The organism is Aminipila luticellarii (assembly GCF_004103735.1).
GTDB lineage: Bacteria > Bacillota > Clostridia > Peptostreptococcales > Anaerovoracaceae > Aminipila > Aminipila luticellarii.
This window is the reverse complement of sequence record NZ_CP035281.1, coordinates 2,285,660-2,308,929: the sequence shown is the minus strand read 5'-3', so window position 1 is coordinate 2,308,929 and position 23,270 is coordinate 2,285,660. Positions and strand designations below refer to the sequence as shown.

Sequence of the window (23,270 nt, the reverse complement as noted above, 5' to 3'; positions counted from 1 at the left end):
TTTTAAGATGAATAGTCCGGAAAATGCTCAGTGTAGAAGGCCTCCCTATACTGGGCTTTTTCCGGTGGCAAGAAATGAGCCTGTATAGAGGTGGAACTTATATAGAAGGAGAACAGAATATGCGATATGGATTAGAGGATAAAATGCCGTTCAGCGAATGTGTGATGTATGGCATCCAGCACTTGATTTACTTTCTGGCGGGAGCGGCCATCATGCCGGTCATAGTAGCGGCTTATCTCGGCTTAAACGGTCAGGAGACTACGACCATGCTCCAACGGACCTTTTTTTTATGCGGCGTAATGTCTATTTTGCAGACCCGGCTGGGGCACCGGTACCCGATTGTGGACGGCCCGGCAGGCTTATGGATGGGGATCTTGATTACTCTGACCACCACCACTACAGCCTTTGGCGGAAATCTGGCTCAGCTGCGCACAGATTTGGAGACGGGCATGATCATAGCGGGGATCTTTATTATATTCATCGGTGTGACCGGTTTGATTTCCTGGGTCTCAAAAGTGTTTACCCCCTTAGTGAACGGTGTGTTCCTGATTCTTATGGTACTGCAGTTAAGCGGGAGTATGATGAAGGGAATGACCGGAACGACCAGAGGGGGAGAGTCCATTTCTCTGCCGGATGTCTTTGTATTTTTTCTGACGGCGGGAATTATCCTGATGATCAATATAAAGGGAAAAGGTTTTCTCAAGAGCATTGCCACCCTCGTGGGTGTAGCAGTCGGCTGGTGCGCCGCGTTTGCCGTGGGAATAGGAAAACCGTATGCAGCTTCCGGTTCAGGCCTTTTCTCTCTCCCGACCGTTTTTGCATGGGGAGCACCGACTTTTAACGGAGGCGTGGTAGTAACCTGTGTGATCGGATGCTTAATGTTGTTTGCAAATGTATTGGCCAGTATTTATGGCATGGCGGATATCACGCAGGATACGGTAACGAAAAAACAGCTGAATAAAGCTGTTGGCATTTATGGGCTGTCTGCGGTAGCGACGGGAAGCTTTCCAACGGTAGGCTATGTACCCTTTGCGTCCTCTATGGGGGTCATTGAAATGACCGGAGTAGCGTCCAGAAAACCCTTTTATTTTGGAAGCATCTGCATGATTGTTTTAGGTATGATCGCTCCTGTAGGTGCTTTTTTTGCATCCATACCTCCGGCGGTAGGCTATGCGGCCATGATGATCGTTTTTTCTTTTATATTCGGCCAGGGACTCAGAGAGTTCCAGCGAATCGAATTTACACCGAGAGAAAATCTGATTGTGGGGATTTCCATGCTGGTGGGAATGGGCATTATGTTTTTGCCTTCCGGTCTGTTTGCTGTTTTGCCGGGGGTTGCAAAATATCTTTTTTCCAACGGATTGATTGATGGAATACTGGTAAGTATTGTTTTGGAACAAATAGTCTTGAGAAAAGTAGAATAGAATAAAAAAACGCCTGAATTCCTATTGGAATTCAGGCGTTTGTATTTTAGATCACAAGTCATGGCTTGCATGCTGCGAGCCGATATTACTTATTATGCGGTATTTGGTTGTTTTCGTCTACAAAATCACATAACTGTTCATAATTATCAATAATTTGCGAGACACATTTATGGTATTTTTTTTGTGTGTGTACTAAAAAAGCGTCCGGATCAATTTCGATATTTAACTCATTCATGCGTTCAATGCTCCACACATAGATCATGTCGAGAGCAGGAATGATTCTTTCTCCGGCAGGAGTTAAAATGTATTCCACCTTTAAGGGAATCGTGTTATACTGGATTCTCTCGATAAGGCCGTCTTCAATGAGTTCTTTCAGCTGTTGGCTTAAGACCTTTTCACTTACGGGCAAGGTCTTTTTTGTTTTTGAGAATCGAATGGTGCCGTGGTGGTGGATATGGTGTAATATTGTCATTTTCCATTTGCCGCCTAAACAAGACAAGGCGTATTGATAAGGATTTGTTCCCTGCATGATATAAAGCCTCCTCTGGTCAAAGTACCATTAAGCTGGTACATAGTCATGAAGTAAGTATAGCAAAGTCCCATGTTATAGTCAAACCGGAGCTTGTATTTTTGATGTTTTTTTGACAATTATTATGCATCAATATTGTTAATTAAATATCAATATAACGCTAATATGCAGAAGTAAGGGGAAAACGGGGAGTAAAGTAGGGTAGAAATAGAGAAAGCTTATGCTCAGTTTAAGAAAATATATTGATAATAAAATAACAAATAAATAGTTACTGGAGAGTAACCATCTAACAATTTAGTAACTCTCTTACAGAAAAGTTAGAATTGTAGATTAATTTTGCCAATGGTATACTCCTATCATAAAATTTAATTAATCGATAGAAAAAAACTATAGGTTAACATTAAAAAAAGATTGAGGCTAGGCAAAAAGTGCCCGGCCGAGCAAAGTGGAGGAAGCTTAAATGATTAAGAGGACAGTAAGTGAACTAAAACCTTATGAAGCACCGGGACATTTTGGATGTACTGCCATGAGGTATCATGGTAAGGAGGAGACCGGAGCAGAAAAATTCTGGATTGGAAAGTCCATTTTCCTGCCGGGCGGCGGAGCGGAATGGGCTTATGAAGATAACCCGCTGGAAAAGGTTTATTATGTACTTAGAGGCGAAATGACGGTTACGGATAAGGACGGAAAAGTCTATACGGTAAAAGCCGGAGAATCCATCTCCTTCCCGCCGAACGAAGGAAGAGAACTGAAAAACGAGACTAATAAAGCCGCAGAAATGCTGGTTATAATCAATTACCCTGACGCAAAATAAGCGCCTGCGGATACGGATATAAGGAGAAAAAAGATGGTTGAAAAGCAATCTGTAAAATTATCAAAATTTAATATTTTCACAATTTTATTAATACCATTTGTTTGGATATATGAACTTTCAGTAGTTGCTCCGATTTTGGGCAAGGTCGGGGAAGCCTTCCCTACAGCATCTACTTTTGAATTGCAATTAGTCGTTGTTATGCCATTTATTACATCCATTCCCTTTAGTGTCATTTCAGGGAAATTGGCTAAAAAATATGATAAGAAAAATCTGATCGTGCTGGGATTGTTCATCTATGGACTTGCCGGTATCACCCCATTTTTCTGTCATACGATGCATCAAATACTGATATTTCGGTTGATTACCGGTATCGGGGTGGGAATGGTATTACCTTTGCCCAATTCTATCATTGCAGAACTATTTACAGGAACACAAAGAGAAAGAATGCTTGGAGCAACGACCAGTGTGGCGAATGTAGCCAACGTACTGGACAGCATAGCAGTCGGATTTATTTTAACCTTGGGATGGAAATTCCCATTTTTATGCTTCCTCGTTTGCTTTCTTATTATGTTCGTGGCGATGGCCGGATTACCAAAATGTCCTCCTGCCGCTCAGGAAATTTCTGTTTCAGGAGAGCTGGATTCCAACAAGGGAGTTCCTAAAATTGCCTACGCATTACTTGCTTTTATGGCTGTGAACTGGATGTTCTTCGCCTTTAATATTAATAATACTGCGTTATTTATGACATCTGAGCATATAGGCCTGCCTTGGATGATCGGTATAGCTATTTCTCTTCCGGGAGGAATCAGCATTATATCCGGACTGGTATTCCCAAACTTTTACCATAAGACAAGACATTTCCTGGTTCCTATAGCTATAGCTATTTTTGCAGCCGGATATATCGTAATGTTCTATACTCATAGCTTTGCAACCCAATGCGTTGCGAATTGCTTGATCGGATTTGGTTCCGGCCTGCTTCCGCCTTATATTTTAAATTTGACCTCTCAAAAGGTTGAACCTGCTAAAAGAGATGCAGCATACGGTATTGTGACCGCCGGTATTCATATTGGATTTTTATCTTCACCATTTGTTCAGCTTTTCATATCAGCCACAACAGGAATTGAAGCCTTTAGAAGCTTATACGGAATGTGCGCGATTGGGTTAGTTATTTGCACTGTGATAGCCTTCTTCGCAGTAGTAAGGATTAAGAAAGAGCCAGCCGTAGAGGCATTGCAATAATAATAATAGATATGGTTACACACACTCCCATCTGTTCGTAAACAGGTGGGAGTTTTTCTTTAGGTGCAAAATCCCGTGATACAGAGGAAAGCAGGAGGTTGTATTTTTGATGTTTTTTTGACAACTTTTATTCCTGAAATATTGTTAATTAAGTATCAATAATGGACTTGATATAGAGGAATAAGGGGGAACAGTAAAATGAAAATAAGCTAAAAGTTAAAGGGTTTTGCACATTTATCTTAAGAAAAAGGATTTGATAAATAAATAACAAAAAAATAGTTACTGAGCGGTAATCATCTAACAATTTAGTAACTCTCTTACAGAAAAGTTAGAATTGTAGATTAATTTTAGCAATGATATACTCCAATCATAAAATTTAATTCATCAATAGAAAAAAGCTATAGATGGATGTAAAAGAGATTGAGACTGAGTAAAAAATACCCAGCCAAGCAAAATGGAGGGAGCCTAAATGATTAAGAGGACAGTAAGTGAATTAAAACCTTATGACGCACCGGGACATTTTGGATGCACCGCAATGAGGTATCATGGCAAGGATGAGACTGGAGCAGAAAAATTCTGGATTGGAAAGTCCATTTTCCTGCCGGGCGGCGGAGCAGAGTGGGCATACGAAGATAACCCGCTGGAAAAGGTTTATTATGTACTTAGAGGCGAAATGACGGTTACGGATAAGGACGGAAAGATCTACAAAGTAAAAGCCGGAGAATCCATCTCTTTCCCGCCGAACGAGGGAAGAGGACTGAAAAACGAGACCAATGAAGCTGCGGAAATGCTGGTTATAATCAATTACCCTGACGCAAAGTAAGCGTCGGCGGATAAGAATATAAGGAGAAAAAAGATGGTAGAAAAACAGTTTGTAAATAACTTATTTGATGTAAAAGGCAAGGTCGCTTTAATTACAGGAGCTACCGGAGCATTAGGAAAAGCAGTTGCCATGGGATATGGGCTGGCAGGAATGAAAGTGATGATCACCGGGAGAGGCGAATCCAAATGTCAGGCTGTATGTGATGAACTTGCTGAAGCTGGAATCGAGTGCGGATTTTCTACAGGAGATCCGGCCGTAGAAGCAGATGTAAAAAAAGTAGTAAAAGATACAATCGACAAATTCGGCGAAATCAACGTGCTGGTCACTGCCGCCGGATACAATCATCCACAGCCGATCGTGGAGCAGGACTTGACAGAATGGCAGAAAATCATGAATTCAGACGTACAGGGAACTTGGCTATTCTGCAAATACGTAGGAGAAAGAATGATTGAACAGGCAAAAGGCGGAAAAGTGATCTTAGTATCCTCAGCCCGATCCAAGATGGGAATGTCCGGATACACCGGATACTGTACTGCAAAAGGCGGTATCGATCTAATGGCACAGTCACTGGCATGTGAATGGACCGCTAAGTACAAGATCAATGTAAACACCATCAATCCAACAGTATTCCGTTCAGATTTAACCGAATGGATGTTCGATCCGGCAAGCGAAGTGTATAAGAACTTTTTGAAGAGACTGCCGATCGGCAGACTCGGTGAACCAGAAGATTTTGTAGGCCCGTGCATTTTCCTTGCTTCTTCGGCAAGCGATTTCATGACGGGAGCTAATGTAGCTGTTGAAGGCGGTTATTGGGCGAACTAAGAGAACTCATGCTGCTTTATAAACTATAAACAAATTAAAAAAGATATTAAGGAGAAAAGAAAATGGGAAAGAAAGTATTTATTGATTTAACACATCCGTTCAGTGCAGATATACCTCGTTGGCCTTATTTTGTAAAGCCGGTAATCGATTCCATGCACACCATGGCAAAGGGCGGCGTTTTAACGCAGAGAATAGATTGCGTTCAGCATACAGGTACACATTGCGACGCACCTCGTCACGTTATGGAAACCGAATTTGACGGAAAGAGAGCTCGTTATACTCATGAGATGCCGGTAGACGCATACACTGGTGAAGCAGTATGTCTTGAAATCAAGGTGGGGCGTTGGGGATTGATCACCAGCGAACATCTGGAAGATGCCTGCAAACGTGCCAATATTAAACCGGAAGAATTAGAAGGTATGATCGTGTGCCTGAACACAGGTATGCACCGTCAATTCGATGATTCAAAAGAATATTACCACTATTCCTGCGGAACAGGAGTGGATGCAGGAAAATGGTTCGTAAAGCATAAGGTTAAATGCGTAGCCATGGATCTGCAGGCTCTTGACCATCCGCTTCATACAGCTATGGGCAATAACGGAGCAACTAAAATGAACCTTCTTGGAGCGTCCGGAAGACCGATCACAGAAGAATACAAGGAACAGTTCGGTGAAGAAGCGTATGCTGAATTTGATAAAGACGAATACATCAGAATTCACGGACAGAAAGCATACGACGAAAAGTTCGGCGATTTAGAAGCAATCGGGTGCTGGGGAACTTGGGAACCTTGCCATAAGGAAATGCTGGGTCATGGAATCGTAGGAGTTGAAAACCTTGGCGGCGATTTAGACAAAGTATCCGGAAAACGTTTTAGATTTTTCTGCTTCCCAATCAGATGGTATATGGGAGACGGTTCTATGGTTCGCTGCGTCGCAGAAATCGATGAAGAAGATGTAAACGATGTACCAGACAGAGTTTATACCTATGCCAGCATTTAAAAGATGAAGAAGTATAAATAGTGTTAAGACATATGTGGTGACCTTTGTTTTGCAAGCAGGGAGGTACAAGCGAAGTTGGGAAGAAATTTGAAAATCTCCGTTAAGCTGAAAATAGGATTTTTGTTTGTTGTAGTGATTACCTGTATTGTAGGGTGTATAGGTATAGCGGGCATGCGGCAGATCAGTGCAGCGGATCAGTCTTTATACGATCAGCAGACAAAACCGCTGCAATACATTTCAAACATGATACAGGCGGTTCAATCCATCTGTATTGAAGAAAGAAATGCCATCGGTTTTTCCGGAGATCCTGCAAAGATTTCAGAAATAGAAAATAAAATAGACGAATACAGCGTAGTATTTAAAGAGAATCAGGACAAGTATTTAACGGTGCTGACGGTTCAAGAAGGAATCAATCTGGTAAAAGGTGCCGGCGAGGTATATGATAATACCTTTTTTCCTCACGTAAAAACCGTATTAAAAACAGCGGCACAGGGCGATGCAGAAAGTGCTCAGGCTGTGCTGGAGAGTGATGCGGAATCTGCGGAAAAAATCATTGATACCTACAACCAATGCTTTAAAAACAGCAATCGGGATGCATTGAGCAAAAGTACGGCAAATGTGGAATTGACCACTCATTTAACGATTCTGTTAGCTGTTATCATTGTCATTGGTGTGACCGCCTGCATTCTCTTATGCACGATCATCGTCCGATCCATCAGCAGACCTATGGAGGAATTGGTACGGGCATCGGAACACTTCGCTAAAGGAAATTTGCAAACGGAAATAACCTATCAGTCTGAAAATGAGATTGGAAGGCTGGCAGAGTCCCTGCGGTCTGCCTTCCAATCCCTACAAGAAATAATTCATGAATTGTCCCGTACTCTGGGAAAAATATCAGAAAAGGATCTTTCCATGGAACCGCTTGAAAGCTATAAAGGAGATTTTGATTCTGTTTCTCAGTCGGTGAATACCATTTTAAACGGGTTGAACGATTTCTTCTCCGTGGTGCAGACCTCAGCGGAGCAAGTGAACAGCGGCTCGGAACAGGTTTCCGGCGGGGCGCAGGAATTGGCACAGGAAACGGCGGAACAGGCAGGTATAATAGAAGGACTTTTGGCTTCCGCTTCTGAGGTGTCTCAGCGGGTCAGGAAAAACAGTGACCATGTGGCGGATACCGTTCAAAATATTGATGAGACGACGAAGCATATCCGGCAGAGCAATGTGCAGATGGAAGAGATGCTCTCGGCAATGCGAGAGATTGAGGACTCTTCCAATGAAATAAGCAAGGTAATCAATATGATTGACAGTATCGCTTTTCAGACCAATATTTTAGCCTTGAACGCCGCAGTAGAAGCGGCCAGAGCAGGTCAGGCAGGAAAAGGATTCTCGGTGGTTGCGGAAGAAGTCCGGAACCTTGCCATGAAATCAGCAGATGCCGCGAAACAGACCACGGAGCTGATCGAACGCTCCATCAAAAAGGTGGAAGAAGGTTCTTCCATTGCAAATAGTACAGCGCAGACCCTTGATGAGGCAGCCAAGCAAATAGAAAGCGTTGAGAGAACCATCCATCAAATAAAACAGACTTCAGTAGAGCAGGCTGCCGCCATGTCAGAAATATCGGAAGATGTGGAGCAGATTTCTGCGGCGATTCAGAGAAATTCAGCCACCGCAGAAGAAAGTGCGGCGGCCAGCGAAGAACTGTCGGCACAAGCAGACATGTTAAAGAAAGAGCTTGTGAACTTTAAGCTTAGACCATGATTCATTCTGTAAATTGGAATGATAGCATATCTTTATTTGGATATGCGGCCATCCTTGGTGGCAAATGTAAACGATTAAATCCTTCAACATAATATCGTGTGAGGAGCTACGCACTTTTGGTGTGCAGCTCCTTTTTATGTAATCGGAAACCTTTATATAAAAAAGAGAGCCAGAATACCGGTTGAATAAATTTAGTTGAAATGTACACATTATTTCTAGGAGTGTGGTATTCATATTCAAAATATTGCGAGAAAGACCGAAATGAACTTAGATGTTGAAAAAGCACGAAATTTGTTATACAATAAATAATTAAACTTCTAATTATTATAAGACATCACTGAAAGATCTCGGCAGCTGCGGCTGCCGAAAATTCTGTAAGAATTCTGCAGGGGTACATCGCAGATGTGGACAGAATATCAAAGGCGGGTAAAGGACTTGAAAAAACAAAGATTTATTCTCTATATGGCTGTAGCACTGCTGGCGGCACAGCTTTTTTCCGGATGTGAACGGCAGGCTGCCGATCTGTCCGGCGGAAAGGTTCCTGTTGTGGTCGAGTCAAAGGAAAGTGTGGAAAGAAGAGAAGCACTGAAACAGGACTTGGACAAAGGGCTTTTCATTCTTGTCAATAAACAGAATCCTGTGGACAGCAGCTACAAACCGGATGATCTGACAGAGGTGAAGTATTTCGCATCAGACCGGCTCCCGGCGGGGCGGGTCATGAGAGCAGAGGCTGCCGATGCGTTCAATCAGTTATCGGAGGCAGCTGCAAAAGAAGGCTATGAGATCGTTGTGACCACGGCTTACCGTTCTTATGATTTCCAGTCAAATTTATATAACAGTTATGTAAAGACCCATGGGAAGCAGGAGGCGGATACTTTCAGCGCCCAGCCCGGAAAGAGCGAGCATCAGACCGGACTTTCTGCTGACGTGAGTTCCCCCTCCGTCAACTATCAGCTGACGAGGGATTACATCAAAACCCCTGAGGGCAAGTGGCTGAATGACAATGCATATAAGTTTGGTTTTATTATTCGTTTCCCTGATGGCAAAGAGGATATTACAGGATATGTATACGAGCCATGGCATATCAGATATGTAGGGAAAACGGCAGCAAAAGAGATTTTTGATAAGGGTCTGACCCTTGAAGAGTATGTAGAAAAGGAGATATAACATGGCGCACTATTTTGAAGAACCATCCAGAACGTTTAACGAATATCTTTTAATACCGGGATATTCGGATAAAAATTGTACACCGGATAATGTAAGTCTTAAGACACCGGTGGTAAAATTTAAAAAGGGTGAAAAACCGGCTATTACCATGAACATTCCATTGGTTTCAGCTATCATGCAGTCTGTATCCGATGATAAAATGGCGGTGGCTTTGGCCAAAGAGGGAGGCATCTCCTTTATTTTTGGATCTCAATCCATTGAAAGTCAGACGGCTATGGTCAGAAAAGTGAAAAGTCACAAGGCAGGGTTCGTCACAAGTGATTCAAACCTGAGACCGGACCAGACTTTAGCAGACGTGTTAGCTTTGAAAGAGAGAAGCGGACATTCCACCATTGCTATTACAGATGACGGAACTGCTGAGGGAAAGATTCAGGGAATCGTTACGAGCAGGGACTACCGAATCAGCCGTATGGATCCAAGCACGAAGATCTCAGCGTTTATGACACCATTTTCAGCCCTGATTTATGCGGAAGAGGGTTGTACTCTGTCGGAAGCAAATGATATGCTGTGGGAGCACAAGCTGAACGCACTTCCTATTATTGATAAGAATCAAAGGCTGACTCACTTTGTATTTCGTAAAGACTATGATTCTCATAAAGACAATCCAAACGAACTGCTGGACTCCCACAAGAGATATGTGGTAGGAGCCGGTGTAAATACCAGAGACTATGAAGAGAGAATACCGGCATTAGTAGAAGCGGGTGCAGACGTTCTGTGTATCGATTCTTCTGAGGGATTTTCAGAATGGCAGAGGGATACCATTGCTTTTGTGCGAGAAAAATATGGCGATACGGTCAAAATCGGTGCAGGAAATGTAGTGGACGGCGAAGGTTTCCGATATCTTGCGGAGGCCGGTGCGGACTTCATTAAAATTGGTATAGGCGGAGGTTCCATCTGCATTACGAGAGAGCAGAAGGGAATCGGACGGGGCCAGGCAACAGCGACCATTGATGTAGCTGCTGCGAGAAACCAGTATTTTGAAGAAACAGGCATTTATATTCCAATTTGCTCGGACGGGGGCATTGTGTACGATTATCATATGACGCTGGCCCTTGCTATGGGCTCTGATTTTATCATGCTTGGAAGATATTTCTCCAGATTTGATGAATCCCCTACAAATAAGCTGATGGTAAACGGAACATATGTAAAGGAATACTGGGGAGAAGGTTCCAACCGGGCAAGGAACTGGCAGCGATATGATCTTGGCGGTGACAGTAAGCTTAAGTTTGAAGAAGGCGTGGATTCCTATGTCCCATATGCAGGAAGCCTCAAGGATAATGTAACGCTTTCCCTGAACAAGGTGAAGTCCACCATGTGCAACTGCGGAGCACTTTCTATTCCAGAGCTTCAAAAGACAGCAAAGATCACTTTGGTTTCAGCCACAAGTATCGTGGAAGGCGGAGCACACGACGTTATTTTAAAGAATACGGACAATAATTCGGTGAGATAAATGGCAAAAGAACGATAAAATAGAGGGGCTCTGTGCCCATATCTGTTTCAGAAATATGAAAATGTAAGGTTTCAGAATGTAGAAAGAGGGAAAACATGCAACAGGAAACGATTATCGTATTAGACTTTGGAGGTCAATATAATCAGTTAATTGCAAGAAGAGTGAGAGAGTGCAATGTATACTGTGAGGTTCATCCTTATACGGTGAGCCTTGAAAAAATAAAGGCCTTGAATCCAAAGGGAATTATTTTTACGGGAGGTCCCAACAGCGTTTATGGAGAGGACTCTCCGCAATGCCCGGAGGAGCTTTATCAGATGGGGATTCCTATTTTAGGCCTTTGCTACGGAGCACAGCTTCTTGCCCATCAGTTGGGCGGAAAGGTGGAGACCGCACCGGTCTCGGAATATGGAAGAACGGAGCTGACAGTAAATAAGGATTCTGTTCTGCTCAAGGATGTTTCAGAAAAAACGGTCGTATGGATGAGCCATACGGATTACATTTCCAAGGCGCCGGAAGGATTTAAGGTTGTGGCGTCTACGCCTGTATGCCCGATTGCTGCTATGGAAAACCCGGAAAAAGGCTTTTATGCCATGCAGCATCATCCGGAGGTCAATCACACACAGGAGGGCACCAAGATGCTGGAAGCTTTTGTAAAGGGCGTGTGCGGTTGTAAGGGTGACTGGAAGATGGATTCTTTCGTAGAGGATACCATAAAGTCCATCCGGGAAAAGGTGGGAACCGGTAAGGTTCTTTGCGCCTTATCCGGCGGAGTGGATTCTTCCGTAGCTGCCGTACTGCTTTCGAAGGCTGTAGGAAAACAGCTGACCTGCGTTTTTGTGGATCACGGATTGCTTAGAAAGAATGAGGGTGATGAAGTGGAAGCCGTATTCGGATCGGAAGGTTCTTATGACTTGAATTTCATCCGGGTGAATGCGCAGGAAAGGTTTTATGCGAAGCTTGCGGGCGTAGAAGAACCGGAACAGAAGCGAAAGATCATCGGTGAAGAGTTTATTCGGGTGTTTGAAGAGGAAGCGAAGAAAATCGGAACGGTAGATTTTCTTGTGCAGGGTACGATCTATCCGGATGTGATTGAAAGCGGTCTTGGAAAATCAGCTGTGATCAAGTCCCACCACAATGTGGGCGGACTTCCGGACTACGTGGACTTTAAGGAAATCGTAGAGCCGCTTCGCATGCTGTTTAAGGACGAAGTCCGAAAAGCGGGACTGGAGCTTGGCATACCAGACTATTTAGTTTATCGCCAGCCGTTTCCGGGTCCGGGTCTGGGTATTCGAATCATTGGAGACGTAACCGCTGAAAAGGTCAAAATCGTTCAGGATGCGGATGCGATCTGGCGGGAGGAAATAGCCAATGCCGGACTGGATAAGGAAGTCAATCAGTATTTTGCGGCACTGACGAATATGCGTTCCGTGGGCGTAATGGGCGATTTTAGAACCTATGACTACGCAGTGGTGCTCCGGGCAGTAACCACGACCGATTTCATGACCGCAGAGTCGGCAGAAATCCCGTGGGAGGTGCTGGGCAAGGTGACGACCAGAATCGTCAATGAAGTGGCCGGAGTGAACCGAGTGTTTTATGACTGTACGGGGAAACCGCCAGCTACGATTGAGATGGAATAACTGTAAGTCAGTAAAATCAACACTTACAGACGTGGAATAAATTGTAGATACTAAAATAGTAGCTTACTGTGACATGCAGATTAAGCTACTATTTTTTATGTTGAAAAGAAGTGTTTACAATGTCAAGTAGTGCAAAAAGGAATACTACTAAACAAAAGGTTGGAAGAGATGGATAGGCTACAATTATACAAACTATACGACTAAGTAATCACACAAATCATACGTAAAATCAGCAAGGTTAGTAGTAAAAAATGTCTAATTATGTCGAAAAAGAAAGAACGGCTATGTCACAAAAAGTAGAAAAGAAAAGTATACTTAAAATATATGATTATATAAAGTTTGTATTATAGTAATAACACGAAATTTATAGATTAATCATAAGCAAGGAGAACATTTGATGAGTAGTAGGTATATAAACAAGGATGTTGAAAAAAGATTGTATGCAGAATCAATGGGAAGGTGTATGAATCCGGCGTGTATAAAAGAGTTATTTAGTAAAAATGGTGACATGGTTGAAAAAGCACACATTGACCCATATTGTAAAACGGCAGATAATACATTTGAAAATTTATATTAATGAAGACGGAAAGTCTACTCCTTTCTTTTTTGGATGATACCCCCAGATTAAGACAAATGTACTATGACTATAAATGTTTTAGAAGTCCAAAAGTTCGCTTGGATAGTCTCAATTTTGCGTTAAAATATATTGGGTCAAGAAATGTCAGCTATAAGTTCTTAACGGATAGCAATCTAAGAGAAATCATCATACAAAAACAAAAAATGATTTTCGTATATGAATACTGTTTAAGCCAGGCATTTCTATCGCAACTATCGCCAGAAGAGAATAGTGTCATCGTCAATCTACACCCCAGTATTGCCCATAACGATATAGATATATTAATTATCTATGGAAAGTACTCAGATGAAATAGAAAACACTTTACAAGTGATTTCGGATGAATTGGAAAAAGCAAGCGGTCTGCTTGTTGATTTGACAGCATTAAGCATCGAAGAAGAAAGAGACATTGCTTTTTTAGAAAAAATCAAACCTCATTATATAAAAATAAAATAAAACTACGGGTAGCAGGAAAAGTTGGAGGTAGATGAAAATAAGTGCGAAATAAAGATCAGTTAATTAAGGTATTAGCCATAGGGGAGTGGAAATCGCATTATATTATTTTTTATTAGATAAACTTAAAATATCACAGAATATAAATAAATAGATGTTTGTAAAACATATAAATTAATAATATGCATTTAAGGGCAAAAAAGAGAGGTTGGAAAATGAAAAATATAATATTATCCGAAAAAGGGAAAAAAGTATTAATTATACTATTAATATTTTCTGTAATATATACTAGCTTTGAATTATATTCAATAAAGAAATTTATATATACAGACTATATCATATCTTTTTCTGACACATTACTTTCTTTGAATGAAGAACTTGTTGAAAATAAAGATATGACATCTAATGAGTTTAAAGATATACTTTGTAAATATAAAAACATAGAATCTGAAAATCGTTTTTATTTTCACTATCAAAGAATAGACCATAAATTTAAACGGCTATATCAAAAAGAATTCTTATATTTAGTGCAATCGCAAAATAATGAATATACAGAAAAACAAATTGATGCAACAAGAAAATTAGTTAGCCAAATAACAAAAGAAACAATGCAGAATAAACATGTTGTAAATATAAGAGAAGGTCAACAAACTGTAAAAATCAATACTGATGTATATTTATTATTTCAAAACATTAATTCAACAATATACGAAACAAAGAAAAAAATCAACTGTGAAGGCAAGTTTCAAGTGGAGATAGAATAGAATTGAAGGTAAATGGTTCGGAGTATGTTTTCTAGTAGAGAACATAATGTGAAATAATTAAACCAGTATTTTGCGGCGATGACAAGAAAAACTTGGATTTTTTAAATGTAATTTCTTTGATAATCCATAGAATTAATATATAATTAGATGAAAGGAAATAAAAACTTTTTAAATATGATATGCTTATGCTCTATACAAATAAACAGGAAAGGCAGTTATTAAACTGAGATGAGAATGAAAGGATGAAATGAATACATTTTTTATGATAATACATACAAAATAGAGAAAAGGCCCTTAAAATAAACTATGAATGATAGAATGAATCATTTAAACTTTTCCCATAGGCAGTTAAATGAGAAAAAAGGAGAAAAAATGCTTGAAGAAAAGCGATTTGCTGTATTAATAGACGCGGATAATGTTTCGGCAAAATATATTAAATATATCTTAGATGAAATATCCAATTACGGTGTGGCTACCTATAAGAGGATATATGGGGATTGGACAAGTCCCACTGCGGCCTCATGGAAAAACATATTGCTGGAATATTCCGTGACGCCGATCCAACAGTACGGTTATACCGTGGGGAAGAATGCCACGGATTCAGCCATGATCATCGATGCCATGGATATCTTGTATTCAGGCAATGTGGAAGGTTTTTGCATCGTATCAAGTGACAGCGATTTTACAAAGTTATCTTCGAGACTGAGGGAATCCGGTATGTTGGTGGTTGGGATGGGCGAAAGAAAAACGCCAAAACCTTTTATCGCCTCCTGCAACCAATTCAAATATTTGGAGGTCCTGGCTGCGGCAGAAGAAGATAAAGAGCTTGAACTGGATAACAAGCCTGAAATAGGTGGAAAGTCTGGCGATGTTGATTTGGAAAGAAGTTTGGTGCCAACTTCCAATGAAAAAATGAGAAAAAGTGAACCGTCGAAAAATATGACGGACTTATCTACTATTCGGTCTGCCATTAAAAAAATTATCAATGAAGCAGAGAATAATGGTCAGGTGATGGGCATGGGTGAGTTGGGTCAACAACTAATAAAGAGACATCCAGATTTTGACGTTAGGAATTATGGGGATGCAAAGCTATCTAAATTTCTAAAAAGATTTGATTTCATCGAAATAAGCACCAATACGAAAAATGCCAAGAATACCGGAGGAGCCATGTGGGTTTCCATAAAGACGGACAATTCAAGTGTAAAGAAACCAACAACAAAAAAGGTACAGATAAGTGCTAAAAAACGAAAAAAATAAAGAGAGCCATCCTATGTATTATAAAGAGGATACAGGGAAGTACCACATCGAATAATCAGCTGACGGTCAAACAACAGTACCAGTTGCAAGGTATTCAGGAAGAAAATATTTTGGTGGAGAGCATCTGTGCGTTTATCAGGGCGGGTAGTGTAAATAATTTTGTGCTTTCTGCTTTTCCAGGTTAATGTAAAATATTAGACTGTAATTTAAACAGCACAAAATTAGAATAATTTAAGTTTAATATATTCTTGCACATGACTTTAAGGCTGTCAATTAAAACTGGCAGCCTTCTATTAATTTTCTGGTTTATTCCACGTCAGATAATGAAATCCTGCCATCAAAATAGATGATGAGCTGCTCCAAAATCCTTGTCCAGTCTCTTGGTCTGCCCACCCACTTTGCCGTGATGTCGTTCATCGCAAGATACAGCATTTTAAACAGGGAATCATCTGTCGGAAAGATTGTTTTGGACTTGGTTACCTTCCGGAGTTGTCGGTTAAAATTCTCAATGGAATTTGTCGTATAGATTAGCTTTCGAAGTTCTGAAGGATACTTGAAATAGGTCGAAAGCTCAGCCCAGTTATTCCTCCACGAACTTATGGTGCTCGGATATTTTTTGCCCCATTTATCATCCAGAGATTCTAGCTGCTGCAACGCGATTTCTTCAGTAGAAGCCTGATAGACCAGCTTCAAATCCACCATGAAAGGCTTGATATCCTTGTAGGAGACGAACCTGGTGGAATAGCGAATCTGATGAACAATACAGCGCTGTATCTCCGCATATGGATACACAGCGTGTATGGCATCCGTAAATCCAGTCAACCCATCGACAGAAACGATGAAAATATCCTCTGTTCCTCGGTTTTTGATTTCATTCAGAACACCCAGCCAGTATTTAGCACTTTCGTTGCCACCAATCCACATCCCCATGACTTCTTTGGTTCCGTCAAGCTTTATGCCGATAGCTACGTAAACAGCCTTCTTAATGACAGCATTGTCCTGCCTGACATTGTAATGGACGGCATCCATAAAGACAACTGCATATTTGCGGCAAAGGGGGCGGTTCTGCCATTCCTTAGCTATGGGCAGAATTCTGTCCGTCATCTTTGATATCATAGATGCAGATGCATCTACTCCATAAACGCTTTGCAGATGCTCGGTGATATCTCTTGTGGTCATCCCTTTGGCATACATGGATAGCACCTGATCTTCGATGTTTGAGACATCCGTCTGATGTTTTTTGACAATCTGCGGTTCGAAATCACCGTCACGATCTCTTGGAATATCAAGAGAAATGCCTCCCATTGAGGAAGTTACCGTTTTCTTGCTGAAACCATTTCTGCGGTTGTCGGTTTCTTTGTTCTTGTAATCGTACTTAGAATAGCCGAGTTGATCCTCCAGTTCTGCTTCAAGCATACCTTGTAGAGTGTCACCTAGCAAATCTTTCAGCATTGAATGCACATCATTCGTATCTTCAGGTTTGTAGGTAGACAGAAGCTGATTAATTAAGCTTCTGCGTTCCTCTGTCAATTTTCTTTGTCTTGCCATAAAAAAATCCTCCCAGATTAATATTTATTTTAACATTAACCTGGAAGGTTTGTTTAATTAATTAGCACAAAATTATTTACAGTCTCTCAGGGCGTGCGACTTCCGCACCCCCGTCCCTGTAAATAGGCAATCATAGCTACCTATTTTGTTCTACATATGGATTGACCTCCTTCCGGAGCACTTAGGGCGTCCAGTTTTTGTCGCATCTCACTCTACTGTTAAAATATATGATAGCTATCATTATTTTTCTTATACGTAAATAAATCATCATTAAGTAATAGTTTTTCATCATTTTGTATTAATTTAGAAAAATATATTAGCTGCTTTTTGTTCATGTCATAGATAAAAACATAGTTTTTTCGGTTATCATCTATTGAATTAATTGTTCCCATAATTTTGTTGTCATAGTAATAGCAAAAGTTTCTCATTATGAACTCCATTTGCATATTTTTTTCAAAAGGAATACCTTCGGAGCATAAGAAACCGAGGTCATAGTCATAGTAGTCTATATACAAACTGTCCATAGAGGAAGACCCTTTTGTGTATCCCCGATTTAATACTAGAAGCTTATCTCCCATATCAAAAATATTAGATGAAACTCCATTTTTGTTATGAATCTTCTTACATATATTGTCTTTTAAGTTATACATTAATATATAAGATGTATATCCATCCATGGTTTTAGGAATTACATACAAGATATTATTGTGCACTAAATTAGAATCTGTATATAAAAGCACTCGATTCAAGCCGAAATTTGATACGGGAATATTATACATTTTTAAATTACAATTATTTATATCTATTTTATATAATACTATTTCAGTTTGATCTTCACTGGAAGATACCACATAAACATCATTTTTTTCATGGCAAATACCGATTGCGGCATTACCAGAGGGATGATTTATTTTAACGGTTTTGATTTTACCATCTATATTTAGAAAAACTGTAAAAGTATCTTTCCCCACAACAACGCCTTCAAATAAAAATATTTCTCCTAATTCATATTTCTTATAAATAAAAGGTTGCCCAAATGCTTGTATTAAAGCATCTTCATCTTTATAGCCCAGATTATTTGAAATTGCTGTTAATGATTTTTGAGGGAAAATACTATAACATCCCTGTATATACTGCATTTCTGTTTTTGAAAGACCTTTATTGTTGAGATTATAGGTTTCAGATCTTTGTATTCCAATCAAATCCTTATATTGCTTATAAAATAAAGTTACATTTATATCCTTAGGAAAGCCTTTATTTATTAACACCTCGGTGGTGATATTGTCGGTTTCTTTTTTTGCTGTGCAGCCCACTAAGCAAAATATCATAAAAAATACAAATAGCAGTTTTACAAATTTATAATTTATCATATTGATTCCTTTATTAACTTTTACCATTTAAAAATACTTAATTTAACAGGACTATTCTGGTTTTATAATATCTACCAATCTGTTCCTGGCCAATTCTTTTGTATTTTAATTGTCATATTGCCCGGACCTTCAACCAATGCTTTTGGAGTACATGTTATTTGTTTATTATCCTTAAAATTATAACCTAACAAAAGCCCTAGTTGATTATATGACCGCCAAACAAGTGTAGCACAATTTAGGTACTTACTATCACCGACACTTGCAAGCACACTATATTTCATACCGACTAGATTTTTTGCAGCATAATCTGCCGCAGCTTTTCTTTCGTCATAACTAGCAGTAGCGGGATAGTATAACCGAACTCTATTTTTACTTGCCCAAGTAGTATCTTCAAAATCATATATGCCACTGATGCAGCCCTTCCCAAAAATTTCGGCAGTCTGATTCCCTGCACTATAAACCAATGCACAATGTCCATGATCAATAACTGGAGTGTTATCATCTTTAGTAATTAAGATATTTCCTTTGTCTGTCTGATTACGAATGTTCTTCCATGTATTTTTTGATGCGGCTCTATTTTGAAAAACAATTTCTGGATTAGCATCAACTGTATTCTGGTCTCTAAAAACTTGTCCCTCATCGCATATTGTAGTATCATCTAGTAATTTTTCCTCCGAATTACTACTTGCAAAAGCTTCTGTTCCCATCATACTGAAACAGATCGTAACGCACAAAATCATTACCATACACCGAATAGAAATCCTATCTTTAGTTCTCATACTAATGTTCCCCCTTTTATAAATATATTAAGAATAGTCCTGTCAATACATGTCTATATTATTTTTTTCTATTATTCAACCATTGGCATGTGAAATGTGGTTTTTGGCACCTGAAATGTGGTTTGTACATTATATTTTTTACACTTATTTGCTCCATATGTCCCATATACATAATTATGTTGCTATAATGGTATTTTGGTTTCCTTTTGCAAGTTAAAATTCAAGCAATACGAAACTCAAATTTTGAACCTCGTTGCCATTAATGGGCTTCATGGCGGGTGGGTTAATCTGTAAATCGTGTAGTATTGTTTTTGCAACAGTGGCCGATATATGTATTATAAAAGTGTGTATAGGAACGGTTGTATTTGGCGGCAGTTCATTAAAAAAGGGGGCAGGGAGTGAAGGTTCATAGTGATACGGCAACACAGTTCCGCCGATTTTGGGGGACTGGTTCGATAGCCGGGATTAAATTACCAGATTTTAATGATAACTATGTTTTCACGAGTAAGAAAACAGAAATCAGCGATTCCGAATATAAAAAGAAAATCATTTCGCAGGCACAGCAAGATTTTGCTGCCGGAAGGTTTCAAAATGAGTCACAAAGATTCAATCAGCTGATGAAGCAATTTGTTTCAGAAGTATCACCGGACAGGCAGGGGATTATAACTGCAGGATTCAAAGAAGTTAAAGCTCGAAAAATTAATGTACGCCGCTCTATTGATGTACTGATCTTACTATTGGAAGGAAAGTTAGATAATTGGAGAACCCTGATAGAGCATTGATATGGCAAAGTAAGAATAGAGAGGACTAACATATGAACATTTCAGAAATTGTAACAAAGATGATTAAATATTCCGATGGAAATCTTCATGACATCAATCATTTTATGAAAGTATATGCTTATGCAAAGACCATTGGAGAATGTGAAAAACTGGACAGCAAAACACAAGCCGTCCTTGAAGCTGCTTCTATTCTGCATGATATTGCATGTCCTCTGTGCCGTGAAAGGTATGGGAATACCGATGGTCAGCATCAAGAAATGGAAGGTGAAATTTTGGCCAAAGAGTTTCTTAAGGATTCCGGCTATCCGGATGAATTTATTGAACGCGTAATCTTTTTGGTTGGGCATCATCACACTTTAAGGAATATAGAGGGAATGGATTATCAGATTTTGATAGAAGCAGACTACCTCGTAAATGCAGATGAAAGTAATTATTTAGAAGCCAATATCCGTAATGTAATGGAGCATGTTTTTAAAACGGAGACGGGCATTTCTTTACTGAAATCCATCTATAGACTCAGATAAATTTTGATCCCGCATAGCATTAGGTAAAAATTTAAAAATGTTTTATTTTTACAAATAAAATAAAATTTCACAAGGAAAGGCTCCACATATTTTTAAACCCACAGGGCAAACTATTCCTATCATTTGAATCATGAAAGGATAAAGAAATATGGATACAAAAAGCATGAGTTTTGCAGATATTACAGCAAAAGATATTGAAACGCTAAACGGCATACAAGACCAGATCAAAACAAAAGAAGGCAAGGATGTTGTTTTATTAGCTTATGAAAAATAAAAATCAACAAAAGGATTGTAGAATTTCCGTTTCTTTGAAGGGAACACTATAATATTACAAAATATGATTACAAGTAAGTAAAAAAGGACTGCGGCTTATTCACAAGCGAAGTCCTTTTTTAAATGATTTGAGAGATAGCTGAATGCCTTAGAAAAGATAAAGCAACATGAACCTTTTTCGGTAAATCATCCATTGCTCTAAATCAAATCGAGACAAAATGAACCAATAAACGCAACTACAGTTAAAAGCTGAAGAGCTTTTCCTACTGTGTTAAAATGTGAATACTGAAAATCTAAATCGCTGAACCAATACATACTCATCTTCCTTTCTTTCTCTTAATATGAACTGTGATATAAATTATTTTTCTTATTTCCTGCCGGAACTATTCCTTGCAGATTTTTCTTTTTAGGTTTTACCATATTGCTTTTTTGCTCTTGCTATCTCTTTCTGTTTTAACTATAATACTAATTACTAAATTAGTAAAACGCATCTTTTTCATCACATTGATGAAAAAAATTCATGAAAGGGAGGGATATTGTAATGAACATTTCTCAATATGAGGCTTTTCTGAAAACGATTGAGTTGGGAAGCTTAACAAAAGCTGCTGAAACCTTGGGATACACCCAATCCGGATTAAGTCATATGATGAATGCATTAGAAAGCGACTGTGATTTAAAGCTGATGATGCGGGATCGTTCAGGAGTTCGCATCACTGCCGACGGCCAGCAGCTTTTGCCGTATTTTCAAACCATATGCAACGGACAGCATAATTTATCTGAAAAAATCAATGAAATACACCGATTAGAATTCGGTCTTGTCCGGGTAGGGACCTTTACCAGTGTGTCGGCGCAATGGCTTCCGGGTATTATAAAAAGATTCCATGCCGATTTCCCTAAGATTCAATTTGAACTGCTGCATGGAAGCAATAATGAAGATTTGGAGGACTGGGTCATAAACGGGCGTGTGGATTGCGCTTTTGTCAAAATTCCCACCAGACAGCCATTGGAAGCAATTTTTCTCCGAAGAGATCCTTTTGTGGCCATTCTGCCAAGCAATCATGATTTAGCAGACCATCTCTTTCTGCCTGTTTCCGCACTTACTGAATATCCGTATATCAAATTGGATGAAAGTGCGGATGATGGAATCTCAGATATATTTGAAAGCCATCAGATCAGACCTAACGTCCGCTTTGTTGAAAAAGAGGATTATGCGATAATGGCTATGGTGGACAATGGGCTGGGAATCAGTGTGCTGCCGGAGTTGGTGTTAAAGGATACGGCTCGTAAAATTGTGATTAAGAAACTGGATATTCCGGCGTACAGGGATATAGGAATCGTTGTTAAAAATAAAAAAATGCTTACGGCCTCAGCGCAAAAGTTCGTGTCATATGTGCAGGAATGGATCACAGAGGAATATAATTCATAGTGGAAGGAGTGAATAAACTTATGGGTAGACCAATCGGAATCCTTTGCCCTTGTGAAGGAGAATTCAAGCCGTATGAAGAGGCTTTTAAAGAAGAAACAAGGAAGAGCAGTGCGGGGCTGACCTTTTTAGAGGGAACCATAGCCGGCACTCAGGCAGTCTTTGTAGTATCCGGCGTGTGTAAGGTCAATGCAGCTCTTGCGGCGCAGATGATGATCGATATGTATGAAGTGCGATTCCTTATCAATTCAGGAACAGCCGGCGGTATGGCACGGCACGTTGGATTGCTGGATACCGCCGTATCTACGGAAATCTGTTACCACGATGTCAATCCGGTAAACTTAGTAGAGCTATATCCGTTTATGGCTGCGGAGACCCCATACTTTAAAGCGGATGAAAAACTGCTTCAAGCAGCAAGAATAGCAGCAGAAGGACATCCCTTTACTCAGAAGATTCATTTTGGACGGATGGCCACAGGTGAAAAATTTGTGGTGGACAAAGAGCGAAAGGAAATCAATGAACAATTTTCACCCTTATGTGCCGATATGGAAACTGCAGCCGTTGCGCATACTTGCTATGTAAACAAGGTCCCTTTTATTGCAGTGCGGTCTATAACGGATACGGAGGAGCACAGCGGGGTCGACAATTGTGAAGCCAACTTTCTGACAGCAGCCAAGCGTTCAAAAGAGTTTGTTGTACAGCTGCTTCAAGAAATATCAACAAATAATTTATAATTTGACAGAAAATTACAGACCCAAATA

The 23,270-nt window shown here is 39.9% G+C and carries 23 protein-coding genes; 19 read left to right on the top strand and 4 right to left on the bottom strand.

The window, feature by feature from the left end; genetic code table 11:
* Positions 1-119: 119 nt before the first annotated feature.
* Positions 120-1,424, top strand: coding sequence for a uracil-xanthine permease family protein (locus EQM06_RS10705; RefSeq protein WP_164914438.1), 1,305 nt, complete (start codon positions 120-122; stop codon positions 1,422-1,424).
* A gap of 85 nt (positions 1,425-1,509) precedes the next feature.
* Here the strand turns inward: EQM06_RS10705 and EQM06_RS10700 are convergent, their stop codons facing one another.
* The gene (locus EQM06_RS10700; RefSeq protein WP_128746430.1) at positions 1,510-1,953 is read right to left on the bottom strand and encodes a winged helix-turn-helix transcriptional regulator; all 444 of its coding nucleotides are present in this window, start codon (positions 1,951-1,953) and stop codon (positions 1,510-1,512) included.
* Positions 1,954-2,413: 460 nt separating this feature from the next.
* Here EQM06_RS10700 and EQM06_RS10695 point away from each other — a divergent pair, with 460 nt between their 5' ends.
* The 13 genes from EQM06_RS10695 to EQM06_RS10635 all read left to right on the top strand — a co-directional run bounded on the left by EQM06_RS10695 (position 2,414) and on the right by EQM06_RS10635 (position 15,810).
* Entirely contained in the window at positions 2,414-2,767 is a 354-nt protein-coding gene (locus tag EQM06_RS10695; RefSeq protein WP_128746429.1) for a cupin domain-containing protein, read from the top strand.
* Positions 2,768-2,800: 33 nt separating this feature from the next.
* On the top strand, positions 2,801-4,006 hold the full coding sequence (locus EQM06_RS10690) for an MFS transporter (protein ID WP_128746428.1): 1,206 nt from the start codon (positions 2,801-2,803) through the stop codon (positions 4,004-4,006).
* Positions 4,007-4,475: 469 nt separating this feature from the next.
* Positions 4,476-4,829 (top strand): cupin domain-containing protein, encoded by a 354-nt coding sequence (locus tag EQM06_RS10685; RefSeq protein ID WP_128746427.1) that lies wholly within the window; start codon positions 4,476-4,478, stop codon positions 4,827-4,829.
* A gap of 33 nt (positions 4,830-4,862) precedes the next feature.
* Positions 4,863-5,651: an SDR family NAD(P)-dependent oxidoreductase gene (locus tag EQM06_RS10680; protein WP_128746426.1), complete on the top strand. Its 789-nt coding sequence runs from the start codon at positions 4,863-4,865 to the stop codon at positions 5,649-5,651.
* A 62-nt stretch (positions 5,652-5,713) separates the two neighbouring features.
* Complete coding sequence (locus EQM06_RS10675; protein WP_128746425.1) at positions 5,714-6,649, top strand: cyclase family protein; 936 nt, start codon at positions 5,714-5,716, stop codon at positions 6,647-6,649.
* A gap of 75 nt (positions 6,650-6,724) precedes the next feature.
* On the top strand, positions 6,725-8,407 hold the full coding sequence (locus EQM06_RS10670) for a HAMP domain-containing methyl-accepting chemotaxis protein (protein WP_128746424.1): 1,683 nt from the start codon (positions 6,725-6,727) through the stop codon (positions 8,405-8,407).
* Between the two features lie 402 nt (positions 8,408-8,809).
* Positions 8,810-9,574, top strand: coding sequence for a M15 family metallopeptidase (locus EQM06_RS10665; RefSeq protein ID WP_128746423.1), 765 nt, complete (start codon positions 8,810-8,812; stop codon positions 9,572-9,574).
* A 1-nt stretch (position 9,575) separates the two neighbouring features.
* Complete coding sequence (locus tag EQM06_RS10660) at positions 9,576-11,084, top strand: IMP dehydrogenase (protein WP_128746422.1); 1,509 nt, start codon at positions 9,576-9,578, stop codon at positions 11,082-11,084.
* A 95-nt stretch (positions 11,085-11,179) separates the two neighbouring features.
* Positions 11,180-12,721, top strand: a complete 1,542-nt coding sequence (guaA, locus tag EQM06_RS10655) for a glutamine-hydrolyzing GMP synthase (protein ID WP_128746421.1) — start codon at positions 11,180-11,182, stop codon at positions 12,719-12,721.
* Between the two features lie 397 nt (positions 12,722-13,118).
* Positions 13,119-13,298, top strand: coding sequence for a hypothetical protein (locus EQM06_RS10650; protein WP_128746420.1), 180 nt, complete (start codon positions 13,119-13,121; stop codon positions 13,296-13,298).
* Positions 13,298-13,792 carry a hypothetical protein gene (locus tag EQM06_RS10645; protein ID WP_128746419.1) on the top strand — a complete coding sequence of 165 codons (495 nt, stop codon included), beginning with the start codon at positions 13,298-13,300 and terminating at the stop codon, positions 13,790-13,792. The genes EQM06_RS10650 and EQM06_RS10645 overlap by 1 nt, the downstream gene beginning before the upstream one ends.
* Before the next feature lie 212 nt (positions 13,793-14,004).
* The gene (locus EQM06_RS10640) at positions 14,005-14,553 is read left to right on the top strand and encodes a hypothetical protein (RefSeq protein WP_128746418.1); all 549 of its coding nucleotides are present in this window, start codon (positions 14,005-14,007) and stop codon (positions 14,551-14,553) included.
* 372 nt (positions 14,554-14,925) lie between these two features.
* Positions 14,926-15,810 (top strand): NYN domain-containing protein, encoded by an 885-nt coding sequence (locus tag EQM06_RS10635; protein ID WP_128746417.1) that lies wholly within the window; start codon positions 14,926-14,928, stop codon positions 15,808-15,810.
* Between the two features lie 306 nt (positions 15,811-16,116).
* Here the strand turns inward: EQM06_RS10635 and EQM06_RS10630 are convergent, their stop codons facing one another.
* From EQM06_RS10630 to EQM06_RS10620, 3 genes are all read right to left on the bottom strand, one after another.
* The gene (locus tag EQM06_RS10630) at positions 16,117-17,358 is read right to left on the bottom strand and encodes an IS256 family transposase (RefSeq protein WP_128746416.1); all 1,242 of its coding nucleotides are present in this window, start codon (positions 17,356-17,358) and stop codon (positions 16,117-16,119) included.
* Positions 17,359-17,576: 218 nt separating this feature from the next.
* Positions 17,577-18,728: a hypothetical protein gene (locus EQM06_RS10625; protein WP_164914437.1), complete on the bottom strand. Its 1,152-nt coding sequence runs from the start codon at positions 18,726-18,728 to the stop codon at positions 17,577-17,579.
* A gap of 71 nt (positions 18,729-18,799) precedes the next feature.
* Entirely contained in the window at positions 18,800-19,507 is a 708-nt protein-coding gene (locus EQM06_RS10620; RefSeq protein WP_128746414.1) for a hypothetical protein, read from the bottom strand.
* A gap of 398 nt (positions 19,508-19,905) precedes the next feature.
* Between EQM06_RS10620 and EQM06_RS10615 the strand changes: the two genes are divergently transcribed.
* The 5 genes from EQM06_RS10615 (at position 19,906) to mtnN (ending at position 23,243) form a co-directional block, all read left to right on the top strand.
* The gene (locus EQM06_RS10615) at positions 19,906-20,289 is read left to right on the top strand and encodes a hypothetical protein (RefSeq protein WP_128746413.1); all 384 of its coding nucleotides are present in this window, start codon (positions 19,906-19,908) and stop codon (positions 20,287-20,289) included.
* A gap of 32 nt (positions 20,290-20,321) precedes the next feature.
* Positions 20,322-20,813: an HD domain-containing protein gene (locus EQM06_RS10610; RefSeq protein WP_128746412.1), complete on the top strand. Its 492-nt coding sequence runs from the start codon at positions 20,322-20,324 to the stop codon at positions 20,811-20,813.
* A gap of 148 nt (positions 20,814-20,961) precedes the next feature.
* Positions 20,962-21,087 carry a hypothetical protein gene (locus EQM06_RS13285; protein ID WP_269140034.1) on the top strand — a complete coding sequence of 42 codons (126 nt, stop codon included), beginning with the start codon at positions 20,962-20,964 and terminating at the stop codon, positions 21,085-21,087.
* A gap of 540 nt (positions 21,088-21,627) precedes the next feature.
* Entirely contained in the window at positions 21,628-22,512 is an 885-nt protein-coding gene (locus EQM06_RS10605; RefSeq protein ID WP_164914436.1) for a LysR family transcriptional regulator, read from the top strand.
* 20 nt (positions 22,513-22,532) lie between these two features.
* Positions 22,533-23,243 carry a 5'-methylthioadenosine/S-adenosylhomocysteine nucleosidase gene (gene mtnN, locus EQM06_RS10600; RefSeq protein ID WP_128746410.1) on the top strand — a complete coding sequence of 237 codons (711 nt, stop codon included), beginning with the start codon at positions 22,533-22,535 and terminating at the stop codon, positions 23,241-23,243.
* Positions 23,244-23,270 lie beyond the last annotated feature (27 nt).